Origin of the sequence: Lentzea kentuckyensis, from assembly GCF_002150765.1 — a bacterium.
GTDB classification, from domain to species: Bacteria; Actinomycetota; Actinomycetes; order Mycobacteriales; family Pseudonocardiaceae; genus Lentzea; species Lentzea kentuckyensis.
Map to the genome: position 1 here is coordinate 25,449 of NZ_MUYM01000009.1, position 12,901 is coordinate 38,349.

The window sequence follows — 12,901 nt, forward strand, 5'->3', positions numbered from 1 at the left end:
ATTTGGAACCTCCGTTACGAGATTCGCGCAAGCTGTAACCGTTTTGCCCTCCGGAACGAGAACCAGAGCGTGACGTCATCGCCGCACGTGTTGATCATCGTGCAGAACCTCCCAGTGCCGCTGGACCGCCGGGTGTGGCTGGAGTGCCGCGCTCTCACCAACGCCGGCTACGAGGTTTCGGTGATCTGCCCCAAGGGTCCGGGTGATCCCGCTTACCAACTCCTCGACGGAGTGCACCTCTACAAGTACGCTCCGCCGCCCCAGGCCGAAGGCGCGCTGGGCTACGCCTGGGAGTTCCTGTACTGCTGGGTGCGCACGGCGTTGCTGAGCGTGAAGGTGCGCGCACGGCGCAGGTTCGACGTCATGCAGGCGTGCAACCCGCCGGACACCTACTGGGCGCTCGCGCTGCTGTGGCGGCTGGGCGGCGTGAAGTTCGTCTTCGACCACCACGACCTCAACCCCGAGGTGTTCCTGTCGCGCTTCGGCGAGCCCACCGGCGTCGCGGGCAAGCTGCAGTACCGGATCCTGAAGTGGCTGGAGCGCCGCACGTTCCGCACGGCCAACCGGGTGACGTCGACCAACACCTCGTACCAGAAGATCGCGTGGACGCGCGGGTCCGTGCCGCCCGAGCACACCACCGTCGTGCGCTCCGGTCCGGACACCACCGTGATGCGGCCTGTCGAGGGCGTGGACGAGCTCCGACGCGGCGGCAAACATCTGGTGGCCTATCTGGGAATCATGGGGCCGCAGGACGGCGTCGACGGTGTGCTGGAAGTCGCGAAGAGGGTCGTTTTCGACCGCGGCCGCACCGACGTCCGGTTCGCGCTGCTGGGCTTCGGCGACTGCCTCGAAGACCTGAAGAAGCAGGCCACGGCGTGGGGACTGGATCCTTACGTCGAGTTCACCGGACGTGTCGGGCCCGAACAGATCACCCGTTACCTCTCCACGGCCGCCGTAGGACTCGGCCCGGATCCGTTGTCGCCTTTGAACGACGTGTCCACTATGAACAAGACCATGGAGTACATGGCCTACGCGCTGCCGGTCGTCACGTACCGGTTGCAGGAGACCGTGGTGTCCGCCGGCGACTGCGCCGTCTTCGTCGAGCCGGGTGACGTCGAGGCGTTCACCACGTCGCTGCTCGACCTGCTCGACGACGCCGAACGCCGTGGCCGCCTCGGCTTCGAGGGCCGGCGCCGCTGCGAGGCGGAACTGGACTGGCGCCCGCAGGCCGAGAACTACGTGGCGGTGTTCGACGGGCTGACCGGCTTCGTCTCGCGCGGCCCGTTCCCCGACGGCAGGCCCGAGCTGACCGCGGGCTCGGACCAGTGGGGCAACAAGATGATCGACGTGAGCGACGACGCCGTGCTCCGCGCGTTCGCCGTGAACCGAACGGGAGAATGATGTTCGTCAGAAGGATCGCCGTCGTCGGCACCGGCTACGTCGGCCTGACCACCGGCGCCTGTCTCGCGTCGCTGGGCCACAGCGTGGTGTGCGCGGACGTCGACGCCGGCAAGATCGAACGGCTCTCGCGCGGCGAGGTCGACATCCTCGAACCGCGCCTCGCCGAACTGGTGGCGGAAGGCATCGCGTCCGGCCGCCTGTCGTTCGTGCTGGGCGCGTCCGCCGCGGTGGCCGACGCCGAGGTCGTCTTCCTCTGCGTGCCGACGCCGATGGGTGTCGGCGGCATCGCGGACCTGCAGGCCGTCGAGTCCGTTGTGGACGAGACGCGCGACCTGCTGCCGTCCGGCTGCGTGATCGTGAACAAGTCCACCGTGCCGGTCGGCACCGCGGTCAGGACCGCGGAGTTGCTGCGGCGTGACGACGTGGCCGTGGTGTCGAACCCCGAGTTCCTCCGTGAGGGCTCGGCCGTGCACGACTTCCTCAACCCGGACCGGATCGTCGTCGGCTGCGACCAGCAGGACGCGGCCGAGCGGGTGGCCGCCCTGTACGCGCGGCTCGGCGCGCCGACGGTGCTGACCGACGCGGCCTCGGCCGAGATGGTCAAGTACGCGGCGAACTGCTTCCTCGCGATGAAGCTCTCGTACGTCAACGCGGTGGCGGAGCTGTGCGAGCGGCTCGGCGCGAACATCACCGACGTCACCGAGGGCATGGGCTACGACAAGCGCATCGGCCAGGCGTTCCTCAACCCCGGCCCCGGCTGGGGTGGCTCCTGCCTGCCCAAGGACACGCACGCGATGCTCCAGGTGGCCGACGCGGCCGACTTCGAGTTCCGCCTGCTGCGCGCCACCATCGACACCAACGAGCGCCAGCGCCAGCGGATGGTCGAGAAGGTCCGGCTCGCGGTCACCGGCAAGCGCGGGGGTTCGCTGTCCCACGTGCGACTGGGACTGCTGGGCCTCACGTTCAAGGCCGGCACGGACGACCTGCGCGACTCGCCGTCGCTCGCGGTGGCGGCGATGCTCAAGCAGGCCGGCGCGGAGCTCGTCGGGTACGACCCGGCGCTGTCCGGCGGCATGGACCTCGGTTCGGTGTCCGTTGTGGACGATCCGTACCAGATGGCCAAGGACGTCGACGCGCTGATCGTGCTGACCGAGTGGCCGGACTTCCGCTCACTGGACTGGGCGCGCCTCGCCGACACCGTGCGGCAGCCGGTTGTCGTCGACACCAGGAACATTTTGGACCCGGACGTCATTCGCCGGGCGGGCTTCACCTGCACGTCCCTGGGTCGCAGGTAGTCCATTTGAGACAGTCCATTTAGCTCGATGGTGTGACTGGGCGCGCGAGGTTGTTGTGCTAGCGCTTTGATTCCCGGCAACACCCGGTGGGACGAGCCCGCCGGGTCTTGCCGGGAGGTTCCCACCGTGGCTGGACTCATGGACATGGTCAGCGGTCTCGTGCACCAGGCCAGCGGCCTGCTCGCTCAGGCGAGCGAGCTCGCGCACGGTCTGCTGTCCGCGCTGCCGCTCTGAGAGCCGTGCGGGGGCGTTCATCGGGAACGGCGAACGCCCCAAGGCTCACCAGCGCGGCAGATCCGGCCCGGCGGTGGTGATGCCCGCGAAGAGATCGGTCTCCGGCAGCGGCGCGTCAGTCGTGTCGAGCGCGCGGAAGTAGTGCTCCTGCAAGGCGAACGCCCCGTGCACCTGCTGCGACGCGTGGCACTGCAACGCCTTGCGCTTCAGGTCGGCGACCTCGCTGATGTCGATCGTCGTGGAGCCGTCCCTGGCGGTGAGGTAGAGCTTGGCCGGGATGCCGGTCCGGTGGACGGCCATCTTGGCGATCCTGATCACGTGCATGTGGTCGCGGTGCGAGCTGTAGTGCGTGACCACGACCTGCGGCTGGTAGTGCTCGATCAGCGCGGCGAGCCGGCCGGCCGCGGTCTCCACCGGGATCGTGCAGAACCCGCCCGCCGGCACCTCGCCCGTGTGGCCGGAGTCGTGGTACCCCAGCAGTTCCAGGTCGGTGATGCCCAGCGCGTCGCACGCCGCCTGCAACTCGGCTCTGCGGTGCGCGGCCACGGCCTGGGGGTGATGGCCCACCTCGCCGGGCATGGCCCCGCCGGGAGCGTCGTCGAACTCGCCGTTGGTGCACGTCACCACGACGGTTCTGGCGCCCGCTCTGGCGTAGCAGGCGAGCATGCCCCCGGTCGACGTCGACTCGTCGCCGGGATGGGCGTGGACGGCCAGCAATGTTCTCGGTCCGGCGAACTGCACGCGGGGCAACGTACCTCGAATCTATTGTCGTGCCGGTGACCGACTTGCCGTCCGGCCTGAAGCCGCTGGAACTCGCCCATCATCTCCGTGACCAGATCGAGCGTGGCCACGTCTACGCCAGATCCCGCAAGCACCGGTTCCGCTGGAAATCCGTGACGGTCCGGCTGACCACGCTGGTCCTTTCGGCCGCGTCCACGATCATCCTCGGCCTGCAGAACCTGGACCCGTGGACGGGCACGGCGTTCTCACTCGTCGCGGTGGTGACCGTGGTGTCCGCTTTGGAGCCGTTCTTCGCGTGGCGGTCGTTGTGGGTGTTGATGGAGGACGCCAGCCACCGGTTCCACCGGCTGCAGGACGACCTCTCCTACTACATCGCCTCGCGCCCGGCCGAGGAGATCGACCCGGAGCGGGTGCGGGAGATGTTCGAGCAGTACCAGGGCATCTGGGACTCGCTCAGCTCGCGCTGGCTCAAGTACCGCGACAGCGCCTGACACGGATTGTCAGACCCCGTCGCTACGGTTTTGGTCATGACTCCTGAGATGTGGGATCGGCTGGGTCCCTTTCGCGACGAGGCGCTCGCGCGGGGCATCCCGGCCGAGGACGTGGAGCGGTGGATCGAGACCGCCCGCCCCTGCGCGACGCTGGCGCGCAAGGGCGACGGGCCGGTCGTGGGCCGGTTCGGCGGTCCGCTCCTGCTGCCGGTCGGCGCTCCGGACCCGGAGAACCCCTTCGTCGCCTCGATCGACTTCGCGGCCCTGCCCGCCGGCGCCACGGACCTGCCGTTACCTCCGGACGGCGAGCTGCTGCTCTTCGCCTTCCCGGAGACCGACTACGAGACCCTGGGCGGTGTGGTCTACGTACCCGTCGGCACGGAGGTGGCCGAACGGGACAGGCTCGCCTGGGACTCCGGCGAGTGGGAGGAGAACGAGGCGATGATGGACGAGTTCCCGCAGGGCGAGCTGAGGGCGACGATCGACGTGTCGCTGCCCTGCCACGGGTGGACCCCGCTGCCGAACGCCACCTCGCTACCCGGTCATCCTCGATCCGGGGACCTGGTCGACGTCTGGGAGGTCACCCGTGCGGCCATCACCTCTGAAGGGACGCTGCAGATCGGGGGCTACGCCGACCATGAGGCCATCGACTCCGACCCCGTCGCCAACGCCGTGCCCGACGCTGTGAAGGCCTTGAAAGCAGCGGGGTTCGACGGACCGGTCTCCGAGGACCCGGCGGACTGGGTGCTGCTCGCCGACTGGCAGGCGGGCTGGGACGTGGAGGGCTGGGAGAGCTCCAGCGTCCACTGGGTCATCCAGCGTGAAGATCTGGCCGCGCGGCGCTTCGACCGCGCGTACACCACCATCTTCTGGAACCCGTGAGCTGAGGGGGCGGTCGGCTCGACCGCCCCCTCAGGGATCACCGCGTCGTCACGGGGTGCCCGCGGGCTTGCCCTTCGCGTCCGGCGCGTTCGGGTCGAGCAGGAAGTTGTCCTGCCAGACGGCCCACTTGTAGCCGACGCCGTTCGCGGTCACGTACGCCGCGCCCCAGCCGCTGCCGGTGAAGCGGTTGTTGATGGACTTCATGTTGCGCCCGTACTGGTTGCCGTGGCTCGACTCCAGTCCGAGCTGGTAGCCGCCGCCCTCCAGCAGGTTGCCCTCGACGGTGACGTTGTCGATGTCGCCGCCGTAGGTCTGGATGAACAGGGCGCCGGTGTCCTGACCGGTGGAGCAGTCGATCCGGTTGTTGCGGAAGGTCAGGGTGCGGCCGGCGTTGCGGTCCAGCGGGAAGTCGCGGACCGTGGCGCCGTCGTTGTGCGCGTCACCGGCGGTGCGCAGGCCACGGACGTAGTTGCCCTCGGCGAGGCCGCTCAGCGAGCTGCCGGTGTTGTAGAAGCAGATGCCGGAACCCATGCCGGTGATGTAGTTGCGCTGCAGGGTGCCGACGCCGAGGAAGGCGCACGACTTCGCGATCGTCGAGGCGGAGAGCTTCGAGCCGTCGATGTTCGAGTCGCGGATCGTCACGGGGGAGCCGGTGACCTGGCAGGAGTCGCTGCCGCACGGGCCGTTGGTCGTCACCAGCGGGGCCGCCTCGTCGAGCTTGTTGGGGCGGATGCAGGACTTCTCGATGGTGATGTTGCCCGCGAACAGCGTCAGCGCCTGTTCGACGCGCTTGCCGGAGATCACCGTGCCGGCGCCGGGCTGGCCGGGGCCGGTGTAGAGCGGCAGCGAGTCGCAGTTGAGGCCCTGCGCGGCGAGGCCGGTGTTGGCCTGCGTGAGCTGCCAGCCGGGCGAACCGGCCGGCGCGGGGGTGCCGGGGTTGTTCGGCGGCTTCACGGGGCCGTTGGTGGCGGTCTTGGTGGAACTGGGGGCCGCCGAGGTGCTGCTCGGGGCGGCGGAACTGCTGGACGTGCTGGTCGAGGTGGCGCTGGTGCTTTCCGCTACAGGTGTCGGGTTGGCCGCCTTCGTCGGGGAGCAGGCGGCCAACGCGATGACACCACCGGTCAGCAGTACGGCCAATCTCAGTTTCACGGCTGGATCTACCTCCACGCGCGTTCACGACGGGGGACCGTGAACTCGCTGTTTGTGTCGTCGGCCGTTGCAAAATGTGTACACACTCGTGCGACGGAGTTCGTACCGGGGGCCGTTGAACGGTCAGCACACTGCACGGGCTGACAGGAGGAGTCAAGCGGATCTCGTTGTCCCGCAACATCATCTTCCGGCTCGGTGGGAATGCCGCGTCAGTGTGAGCAGGTAGATCACGGTTTTATCACCGAGCCATTTGGTTTTTTGATGTGTGAGATCAGCGACCTGTGAATGTCGCGCGGCCGGGACCGTCCGTGAGGAAGCTGTGAACAGCGCGTGGCAGGTCCTCTGTTTCGTACAACGCGGATGCGATCGTCGTGACGTGAGCGTCCGCCTCCGGGACACCGCCGTTCTCGAAACGCGCGAGCACCTGTTTGGTCGCGAAGTGCGCCTGCGTCGGGCCCACCGCGAGCGACGCCGCGAACTGTTCGGCGGCCAGCGCGAAGCCCTCGTCCGGGAACACGCGGTTCACCACGTTCCAGCGCTCCAGCGTCGCCGCGTCGTAGAGGTCGCCCGTCATCACGAACTCCTTCGCGCGTCCCACGCCCGCGCGGGCCGCCAGCCGCTGCGTGCCGCCCATCGTCGGCGTCAGGCCCACGACCTTCTCCACCAGCCCGAACCGCGCACTCTGCGCGGCGACGATCAGGTCGCACGCCACGGCCAGCTCGAACGCCCAGGTCAGGCACAGGGCGTGCGCGGCGAAGACGGTCGGGATCGGCAGCGCGGCAAGGCGTTGCGGGAGCAGCAGCATGCGGTCGAACAACGCCTGCGCGTCCTCGCGGTACTCCTGGGCCGCGAACAGCGACACGTCGACACCGCCGGACACGACCCGTCCGGACGCGTTGACCAGCAACGCCCGTGCGTCGCCCAGTTCGTCCAACGCGTCGTGGAACTCGGCGTCGAGGTCCAGCGCGTAGAGGTTCAGCGGTGGCGCGTCGATCGTGATGATCGCGAGTTCGTTCTGCCGGGTCAGGTGGATCTTCATCGGGTTCCTCTACAGCCAGTCGCGGCGCTTGAACATCAGGTACAGGTAGTAGGAGAGGCCGAAGATGCCCGCCGTGGACACCCAGAAGCCCCACTTCTGCTCGAAACCGGGGTAGGGGACGTTCATCCCGTAGTACCCGGAGATCGCCGTCGGCACGGCGATGATCGCAGCCCAGCTGGTGACCTTCTTCATGATCGAGTTCAGCCGGTTGCCCTGCACCGCGACCTCGGCCTCGCGCAGGTTCGTGACCAGCTCACGCATCGACTCGGTGAGCTCGGCGGTGAACAACGCGTGGTCCTTGACGTCCAGGTAGTACGGCATCATCACGTCGTCCACCACGTCGTGTTCGCGGTGCACCAGCGAACCCAGGACCTCGCGCATCGGCAGCGCCACCCGCCGCAGCTGCACCAGGGCCCGCCGCAGCTGCAGCGCCTTGCGGCCGACGTGCGGCTTCTCCTGGTAGATCCGGTCCTCGAGCGCCTCGATGTCGTCGTCGAGCCGCTCGGCCGCGGTGTAGTGGCCGTCCACCACGTCGTCGAGCAGGCCGTGCAGCAGGAACCCGACGCCGCTGGACGCGAGCGTCGGCGCGCTGTCCCACCGGCGCAGCACACCGGCGAGGTCGTAGTCCTCGCTCTCGCGCACGGTCACGAGCGCGTTCTTGGTCACGAACGCGTCTACCTCGCACGTGCGGAGTTCGTGCCCGTCGCCATATGAGACGGCGTAGACGCTCAGGAACAGATGGGTGGGATAGCGGTCGACCTTGGGGCGCTGGCGTTCGGCAACGGCGTCCTCGATCGCGAGCTCGTGCAGGCCCAGCTCGTCGCGCAGCAGACCTATCTCTTCCTGCGAAGGCGCGCAAAGGTCGAACCACACCACCGCCGACGGATCTTCGAGGTGGTGCGCGACCTCGGAGACGGGGAAGTCCCGGTCCACGAGTTCGCCGTTGCGGTACAAGCGGGTCCGACCCATGGGTGACAACGATACGTAGATCTACTCAGATGTGAGGATTGACGGCCAACTCCCGCTACCCTCGTTACGGTGAAGGTGGACCAACCACAACGCATTGGCGACTACCTGCTGCTGGGCAGGCTTGGTCGCGGTGCCATGGGAACGGTCTACCTGGGCCAAGGCAGCGACGGGCGGCAGGTCGCCGTCAAGGTCGCCCGCGCCGAGCTCGCCGACGACCCGCGCTTCCGCGAGCGGTTCCGCCGCGAGGTGCAGATGGCCCGCGCCGTCGGTTCGGCCGGCACCGCGGCCGTCGTGGACGCGGACACGCGCGCGGCCCGCCCGTGGATGGCCACCGAGTACGTGCCCGGTCCGACGCTGCAGGAGGCCATCGAACGGCACGGCCCGCTGCCAGAGCACCACCTGCGCCGGCTCGCCGAGGGCCTCGCGGAGGCGCTGACGGCGATCCACCGCGCCGGGCTGGTGCACCGCGACCTCAAGCCGTCCAACGTGCTCCTCGGCGCCGACGGACCGCGCGTGATCGACTTCGGCATCTCGCGCGCGATGGAGCACACCGCGCTGACCGAGACCGGCATGGTCTTCGGCACGCCCGGCTTCCTCTCGCCGGAGCAGATCACCGGCCAGGACGTGAACGCGCCGTCCGACGTGTTCGCGCTCGGCGCCGTGCTGGTCTACGCGGCCACCGGCAGGGGCCCGTTCGGCGAGGGCCCGACCGCGACGCTGCTGTACAAGGCCGCGCACGGCGAACCGGACATCGACGGCGTGCCCAAGGGGTTGCGGCCGCTCGTGCAGAAGTGCATGCACCGCGACCCGGCCAAGCGCCCGGACCCGTCCGAGGTGACGCGGCTGCTCGCCCAGGTCGTGTCGCCGAAGCCGCCGACCAGCAAGCTGCCCGCCCCGATGACGCCCGCCGCGGCGACGTTCTCGACGTCGCGGCTCGTGCCGGTGCTGTGGGGACTGACGAACCTCGCCGCCGCCCTGCTGGCCGCCGCGATCGCCGACCCTGCCGCCAAGGCCAACGGCGCCACCCAGCTGCTGGCGCTGGCCGCGTTCTGCGTGCTGGTCGTGCGCGCGGCCCGGTACTTCGGTGCCGCCGCCCGCCGCAAGATCGTCATCGAGATCAGCCGCGAGGGCATCGCGACCACGCGCAACGGCAAGTTCCACCAGTACTGGTGGTACGAGCTGGCGCGGGTAAGAGTCGTGCCGCACAAGAAACGGCCGTGGGTCGTCGTCTGGCTGAAGGACCCGGCGCCACGCCGCTTCTTCGGTGCGCATCACGGCGGTGTGCGGGTGTTCCCGGTCGCCCACGAACGGACCAGACGGCGGCGCGAGCGTGACGTCGCCGAGTTGCGCGCCGCCCTGGCCTGGTACCTGCCGCGTTCCTACGACGGCCGCTGATCGGTCCACTCGTAGGTGACGGTGACCGACCTCGGCACGATGCCTTCCGGCAACGAGGGGTTTTGCCACGGGTTGAGTTCCCGCATGCCGCTCACGCGGCCCGTGGCGGGATCGATGGTGAACTCGGTGAGGCTGCCGTCGACCGACAGCTTTCCGTCGTTCCAGCGGATCTCGGGGGACTGAGCGAGCGTGCGGTAGAGGGCGGCCTTCTCCTCGTTCGTCGTGAACGGCGAGAGCAGCGCCGCCGACGCGGCCTTCAGCTTCTTCGCCGGGTCCGGCGGCAACGGCTGCGCGAGGCTGTCCTCCTTGCACGGAGTGGCCGCGCAGAACGAGTCCCACAGGTCGGGGATGTTGGCCAGATCGATGGTCCGGTCGGCCGGTGGCGGGTTGCCGCCGACCATTCGTCGCTGGCCGGTGAGCTTGCGGGAGATCACCACCGTCTGGCCGGGTGCGGTGGGCAGCCACACGTCGAACCTGAACTCGGCCGCCACCGAGCCGTAGTTGGGGTCTCCGAACGCCGCGCCGCTCATGAACTCCCAGAGCAGGTAGGTGATGTGCTGGTACTTGGCGGTCGGTTTCTCGGCGGTCTCCAGCATCGTCGCGGCCTCCAGCAACGAGGTGGCCGGGATGGTCGGCAAGGTCGCGGGCGCGTCCCGCGAGGCCGGCCGCAGCGTCACCACGAGCCCGGCGATCACCATGACCGCGACGGCCGCCGCCGCGATCCCGATCCAGCGCCGTGACCGCGGCGCGGGTTCCCCGGCGAAGAGCTGCTCGCGCAACCGGGCCATCCGCACGTCGTCCGCGGGCCGCACCGGGTACAGCTCGGCGAGGTCGTCGTCCAGCACGTCACGCATGTTCCACTTCCTTCAGCTTGGCGCGCAGGCGGTGCAGCCGGGACCGGGCGGTGCCGGGGTTCATGTCGAGCGCCTCGGCAGCCTCCTGCACGCTCAAACCGGCCAGCGACACGAGCAGCACCAGGTCGCGGTCGACGTCGGACATCTTCGCCAGCTCACGGGCGATCCGCCGCAGGTGCGAGCGGGAGTCGATGCGGGCGACCACCGTGTGTTCCAACGAGTCCGCGACACCGACGTCCACGCCATAACGTTCGGCGGTGCGCAGCAAACGGGTCTCCCGTTTGGCATGACCGCGCAACAGGTTCGTCGCGATGCCGTAGAGCCAGCCGACGACGCTGCCCCGCTCCGGGTCGTAGTTCTCCTTTCCGCGCATGGCGGCCAGGAACGTCTCGCTGACCAGGTCGTCAGCCACGTCGACGCCCACCCGTCGCGCCAGATATCGGTGCAGCGGATGGGCGTGCTCGTCGAACAGCTCCGCGAACATCACGCCCCCAGTTGGCTTCTCGCGGCATCGGTGTTGCAGTGACGTGGGTCACACTGTGTTGGATTTCTTATTGGATTGGACGGCGTCTCGATGATGGTCGCATGACCAACTGGACCGTGACGGTCGCCGACGCCGCGCACTCGCCGCTCAACCGCGAGTACAACGCCGAGATGATCAGCCGCTACTGGGGGCGGCCCACGAACGACGCCGAGATCGACGCCTACGAACGTGACGAGCAGGACCACGACGTGCCGGTGTTCCTGGTCGCGTCGCATGACGGCGAGGACGCGGGCTGTCTCGGCATGAGGTTCCTCGGCGACGGTGTCGGCGAGCTGACGCGGATGTTCGTGCGGGTGCCGTGGCGCGGAAAGGGTGCCGCGTCGGCGTTGCTCGTGGCGATGGAGGCCGAAGCGCTGAAGCACGGTGTCGAGGTGTTGCGCCTCGACACTCGCAAGGATCTCGTCGAGGCGCGAAACCTGTACGCCAAGCACGGTTTCGCGGAGATCGATCGCTACAACAACGCCGAATATGCCGACCATTGGTTCGAGAAGCGGCTGAAGAGGCTAACGTCCGCTGGTCCGGTCGCGATGTCCTGAAAGGTCGGGATGACTCGCGCCAGGAGGCATTGAACATGCGGTTGCGTCCACTGGTGATGGCTGTCGCCGTCACCGCGGCACTGGTGGTGACCCCGGCCTCGGCGGCTCCCGCCGGCCGGGTGCTCGGATACGTCGCCAACAACGGCGGCGGAGTGTCGGTGATCGACACGGCCACGAACTCGGTGTCCCAGACGATCGTCGACAACGGCGGAAGCTCGCCGTACATGGCGGCGGTCGCGTTCGACGGAACTCGCGGCTACGTGACGAACTCCGTGCAGAACACGCTCACCGTGATCGACACGCCGACCAACACGGTCGACAAGTCCATCCCCGTCGGGAGCCACCCGGCGGGCGTCGCGGTCGCCCCCGGCGGCGGCTTCGTCTACGTCACCAACTACGCGGACGGCACGGTGTCCGTGGTCGACACGGCCACGCTGACGGTCACCGCGACCATCACCGTCGGCCAGAACCCGGACGGCGTGGTCGTCACCCGCGACGGCACCGCCGTCTACGTCACGCACGACGTGGTCGGCCCGAGCAAGGTCTCGGTCATCGACACGACGTCCAACACCGTCGTCACCACGATCAACGTGGGCAGCACGCCCACCGCGGTCGCGGCATCGGCCGACGGCACGCGGATGTACGTGGTCAACAAGGGTTCGGACGACATCTCCGCCATCGACGTCGCCACGCGCACCGTCGTCGGCACCGCCAAGGTCGGCTTCGTGCCGCACGGCATCGCGTTGTCGCCCAACGGAACCCGCGCGTACGTGACGAACAGCGAGTTCGACTCGGTGTCCGTCGTGGACCTGACGGCGATGACCGAGCTGCAGAAGATCGTCGTCGGTGACCGCCCGATCAGCGTGGCCCTCACGCCGGACGGTGCGAGCGCCTACGTCACGAACTTCAACAGCAACACGGTGTCGATCATCGACACGGCGTCCAACACGGTCACCGGCTCCATCGCGGTCGGCCAGAGCCCGGTGGGCATCGCGATCAACTTCGTGCCGCCCGCCGCGTCGAAGCTCGTGGGCGGCAACGCCCAGCTGCAACTGCGCCTGCTCGGCTTCACGGTCCGCTCGCTCGACGCGACGCTGACCGACAAGCACACCGGCGTGCCGGTCGCGGGTCAGCAGATCGTGTTCCGCACGGTCAAGGGCAACCCGCTGTGCACCGCCACGACCAACTCGTCGGGCAAGGCCACCTGTGACGCGAACGTGTCGCTGCTGGTCGGCCTGTCGACGCTGCTGCAGGGCTTCACGGCGTCGTACGCGGGCAACGACGAGCACGGTGGCGCTTCGGCGCACGGCAACATCACCTTGCTCTAGTCAACGCTAGACATCGGAGTACTCACGGTTGTTACATCCCTTG

At 68.6% G+C, this 12,901-nt stretch carries 13 protein-coding genes; 7 read left to right on the forward strand and 6 right to left on the reverse strand.

Going from position 1 to position 12,901, the window contains the following annotated elements:
- Positions 1 to 69 precede the first annotated feature (69 nt).
- Positions 70 to 1,401: a glycosyltransferase family 4 protein gene (locus B0F77_RS05685; RefSeq protein WP_086661710.1), complete on the forward strand. Its 1,332-nt coding sequence runs from the start codon at positions 70 to 72 to the stop codon at positions 1,399 to 1,401.
- Complete coding sequence (locus B0F77_RS05690; RefSeq protein ID WP_086661821.1) at positions 1,401 to 2,696, forward strand: UDP-glucose dehydrogenase family protein; 1,296 nt, start codon at positions 1,401 to 1,403, stop codon at positions 2,694 to 2,696. Before B0F77_RS05685 ends, B0F77_RS05690 begins: the two co-directional genes overlap by 1 nt.
- A gap of 279 nt (positions 2,697 to 2,975) precedes the next feature.
- Here the strand turns inward: B0F77_RS05690 and B0F77_RS05695 are convergent, their stop codons facing one another.
- Positions 2,976 to 3,671, reverse strand: coding sequence for a PIG-L deacetylase family protein (locus B0F77_RS05695; protein WP_086661711.1), 696 nt, complete (start codon positions 3,669 to 3,671; stop codon positions 2,976 to 2,978).
- 35 nt (positions 3,672 to 3,706) lie between these two features.
- Here B0F77_RS05695 and B0F77_RS05700 point away from each other — a divergent pair, with 35 nt between their 5' ends.
- Positions 3,707 to 4,162: an SLATT domain-containing protein gene (locus B0F77_RS05700; RefSeq protein WP_245847845.1), complete on the forward strand. Its 456-nt coding sequence runs from the start codon at positions 3,707 to 3,709 to the stop codon at positions 4,160 to 4,162.
- Positions 4,163 to 4,198: 36 nt separating this feature from the next.
- Positions 4,199 to 5,044 carry a DUF1963 domain-containing protein gene (locus B0F77_RS05705; protein WP_086661712.1) on the forward strand — a complete coding sequence of 282 codons (846 nt, stop codon included), beginning with the start codon at positions 4,199 to 4,201 and terminating at the stop codon, positions 5,042 to 5,044.
- A 48-nt stretch (positions 5,045 to 5,092) separates the two neighbouring features.
- On the opposite strand, the gene B0F77_RS05710 is transcribed toward B0F77_RS05705, so the two are convergent.
- The 3 genes from B0F77_RS05710 to B0F77_RS05725 all read right to left on the reverse strand — a co-directional run bounded on the left by B0F77_RS05710 (position 5,093) and on the right by B0F77_RS05725 (position 8,201).
- Entirely contained in the window at positions 5,093 to 6,193 is a 1,101-nt protein-coding gene (locus B0F77_RS05710; protein ID WP_143466583.1) for a right-handed parallel beta-helix repeat-containing protein, read from the reverse strand.
- Positions 6,194 to 6,464: 271 nt separating this feature from the next.
- Positions 6,465 to 7,232, reverse strand: a complete 768-nt coding sequence (locus tag B0F77_RS05720) for an enoyl-CoA hydratase/isomerase family protein (protein WP_086661715.1) — start codon at positions 7,230 to 7,232, stop codon at positions 6,465 to 6,467.
- 9 nt (positions 7,233 to 7,241) lie between these two features.
- Complete coding sequence (locus tag B0F77_RS05725; protein ID WP_086661716.1) at positions 7,242 to 8,201, reverse strand: magnesium transporter CorA family protein; 960 nt, start codon at positions 8,199 to 8,201, stop codon at positions 7,242 to 7,244.
- A 69-nt stretch (positions 8,202 to 8,270) separates the two neighbouring features.
- Here B0F77_RS05725 and B0F77_RS05730 point away from each other — a divergent pair, with 69 nt between their 5' ends.
- A complete protein-coding gene (locus tag B0F77_RS05730; protein ID WP_245847846.1) occupies positions 8,271 to 9,596 on the forward strand; it encodes a serine/threonine-protein kinase in 1,326 nt (441 codons plus the stop codon).
- Here the strand turns inward: B0F77_RS05730 and B0F77_RS05735 are convergent.
- Positions 9,581 to 10,450 carry a hypothetical protein gene (locus tag B0F77_RS05735; RefSeq protein ID WP_086661717.1) on the reverse strand — a complete coding sequence of 290 codons (870 nt, stop codon included), beginning with the start codon at positions 10,448 to 10,450 and terminating at the stop codon, positions 9,581 to 9,583. The two genes, B0F77_RS05730 and B0F77_RS05735, sit on opposite strands and share 16 nt — an antisense overlap.
- Complete coding sequence (locus B0F77_RS05740; protein WP_143466584.1) at positions 10,443 to 10,934, reverse strand: RNA polymerase sigma factor; 492 nt, start codon at positions 10,932 to 10,934, stop codon at positions 10,443 to 10,445. Before B0F77_RS05740 ends, B0F77_RS05735 begins: the two co-directional genes overlap by 8 nt.
- 101 nt (positions 10,935 to 11,035) lie before the next feature.
- Here B0F77_RS05740 and B0F77_RS05745 point away from each other — a divergent pair, with 101 nt between their 5' ends.
- Together B0F77_RS05745 and B0F77_RS05750 are read left to right on the forward strand one after the other, a co-directional pair.
- Positions 11,036 to 11,530, forward strand: coding sequence for a GNAT family N-acetyltransferase (locus B0F77_RS05745; protein ID WP_086661719.1), 495 nt, complete (start codon positions 11,036 to 11,038; stop codon positions 11,528 to 11,530).
- A 35-nt stretch (positions 11,531 to 11,565) separates the two neighbouring features.
- Positions 11,566 to 12,858: a YVTN family beta-propeller repeat protein gene (locus B0F77_RS05750; RefSeq protein WP_086661720.1), complete on the forward strand. Its 1,293-nt coding sequence runs from the start codon at positions 11,566 to 11,568 to the stop codon at positions 12,856 to 12,858.
- Positions 12,859 to 12,901 lie beyond the last annotated feature (43 nt).

Excerpts from the sequence above, each read along its gene's own strand:
- B0F77_RS05690 (WP_086661821.1), top strand. The coding sequence starts at position 1,401 with ATGTTCGTCAGAAGGATCGCCGTCGTCGGCACCGGCTACGTCGGCCTG.
- B0F77_RS05705 (WP_086661712.1), top strand. The coding sequence starts at position 4,199 with ATGACTCCTGAGATGTGGGATCGGCTGGGTCCCTTTCGCGACGAGGCG.
- B0F77_RS05720 (WP_086661715.1), bottom strand. The coding sequence starts at position 7,232 with ATGAAGATCCACCTGACCCGGCAGAACGAACTCGCGATCATCACGATC.
- B0F77_RS05725 (WP_086661716.1), bottom strand. The coding sequence starts at position 8,201 with ATGGGTCGGACCCGCTTGTACCGCAACGGCGAACTCGTGGACCGGGAC.
- B0F77_RS05735 (WP_086661717.1), bottom strand. The coding sequence starts at position 10,450 with ATGCGTGACGTGCTGGACGACGACCTCGCCGAGCTGTACCCGGTGCGG.
- B0F77_RS05740 (WP_143466584.1), bottom strand. The coding sequence starts at position 10,934 with ATGTTCGCGGAGCTGTTCGACGAGCACGCCCATCCGCTGCACCGATAT.
- B0F77_RS05745 (WP_086661719.1), top strand. The coding sequence starts at position 11,036 with ATGACCAACTGGACCGTGACGGTCGCCGACGCCGCGCACTCGCCGCTC.
- B0F77_RS05750 (WP_086661720.1), top strand. The coding sequence starts at position 11,566 with ATGCGGTTGCGTCCACTGGTGATGGCTGTCGCCGTCACCGCGGCACTG.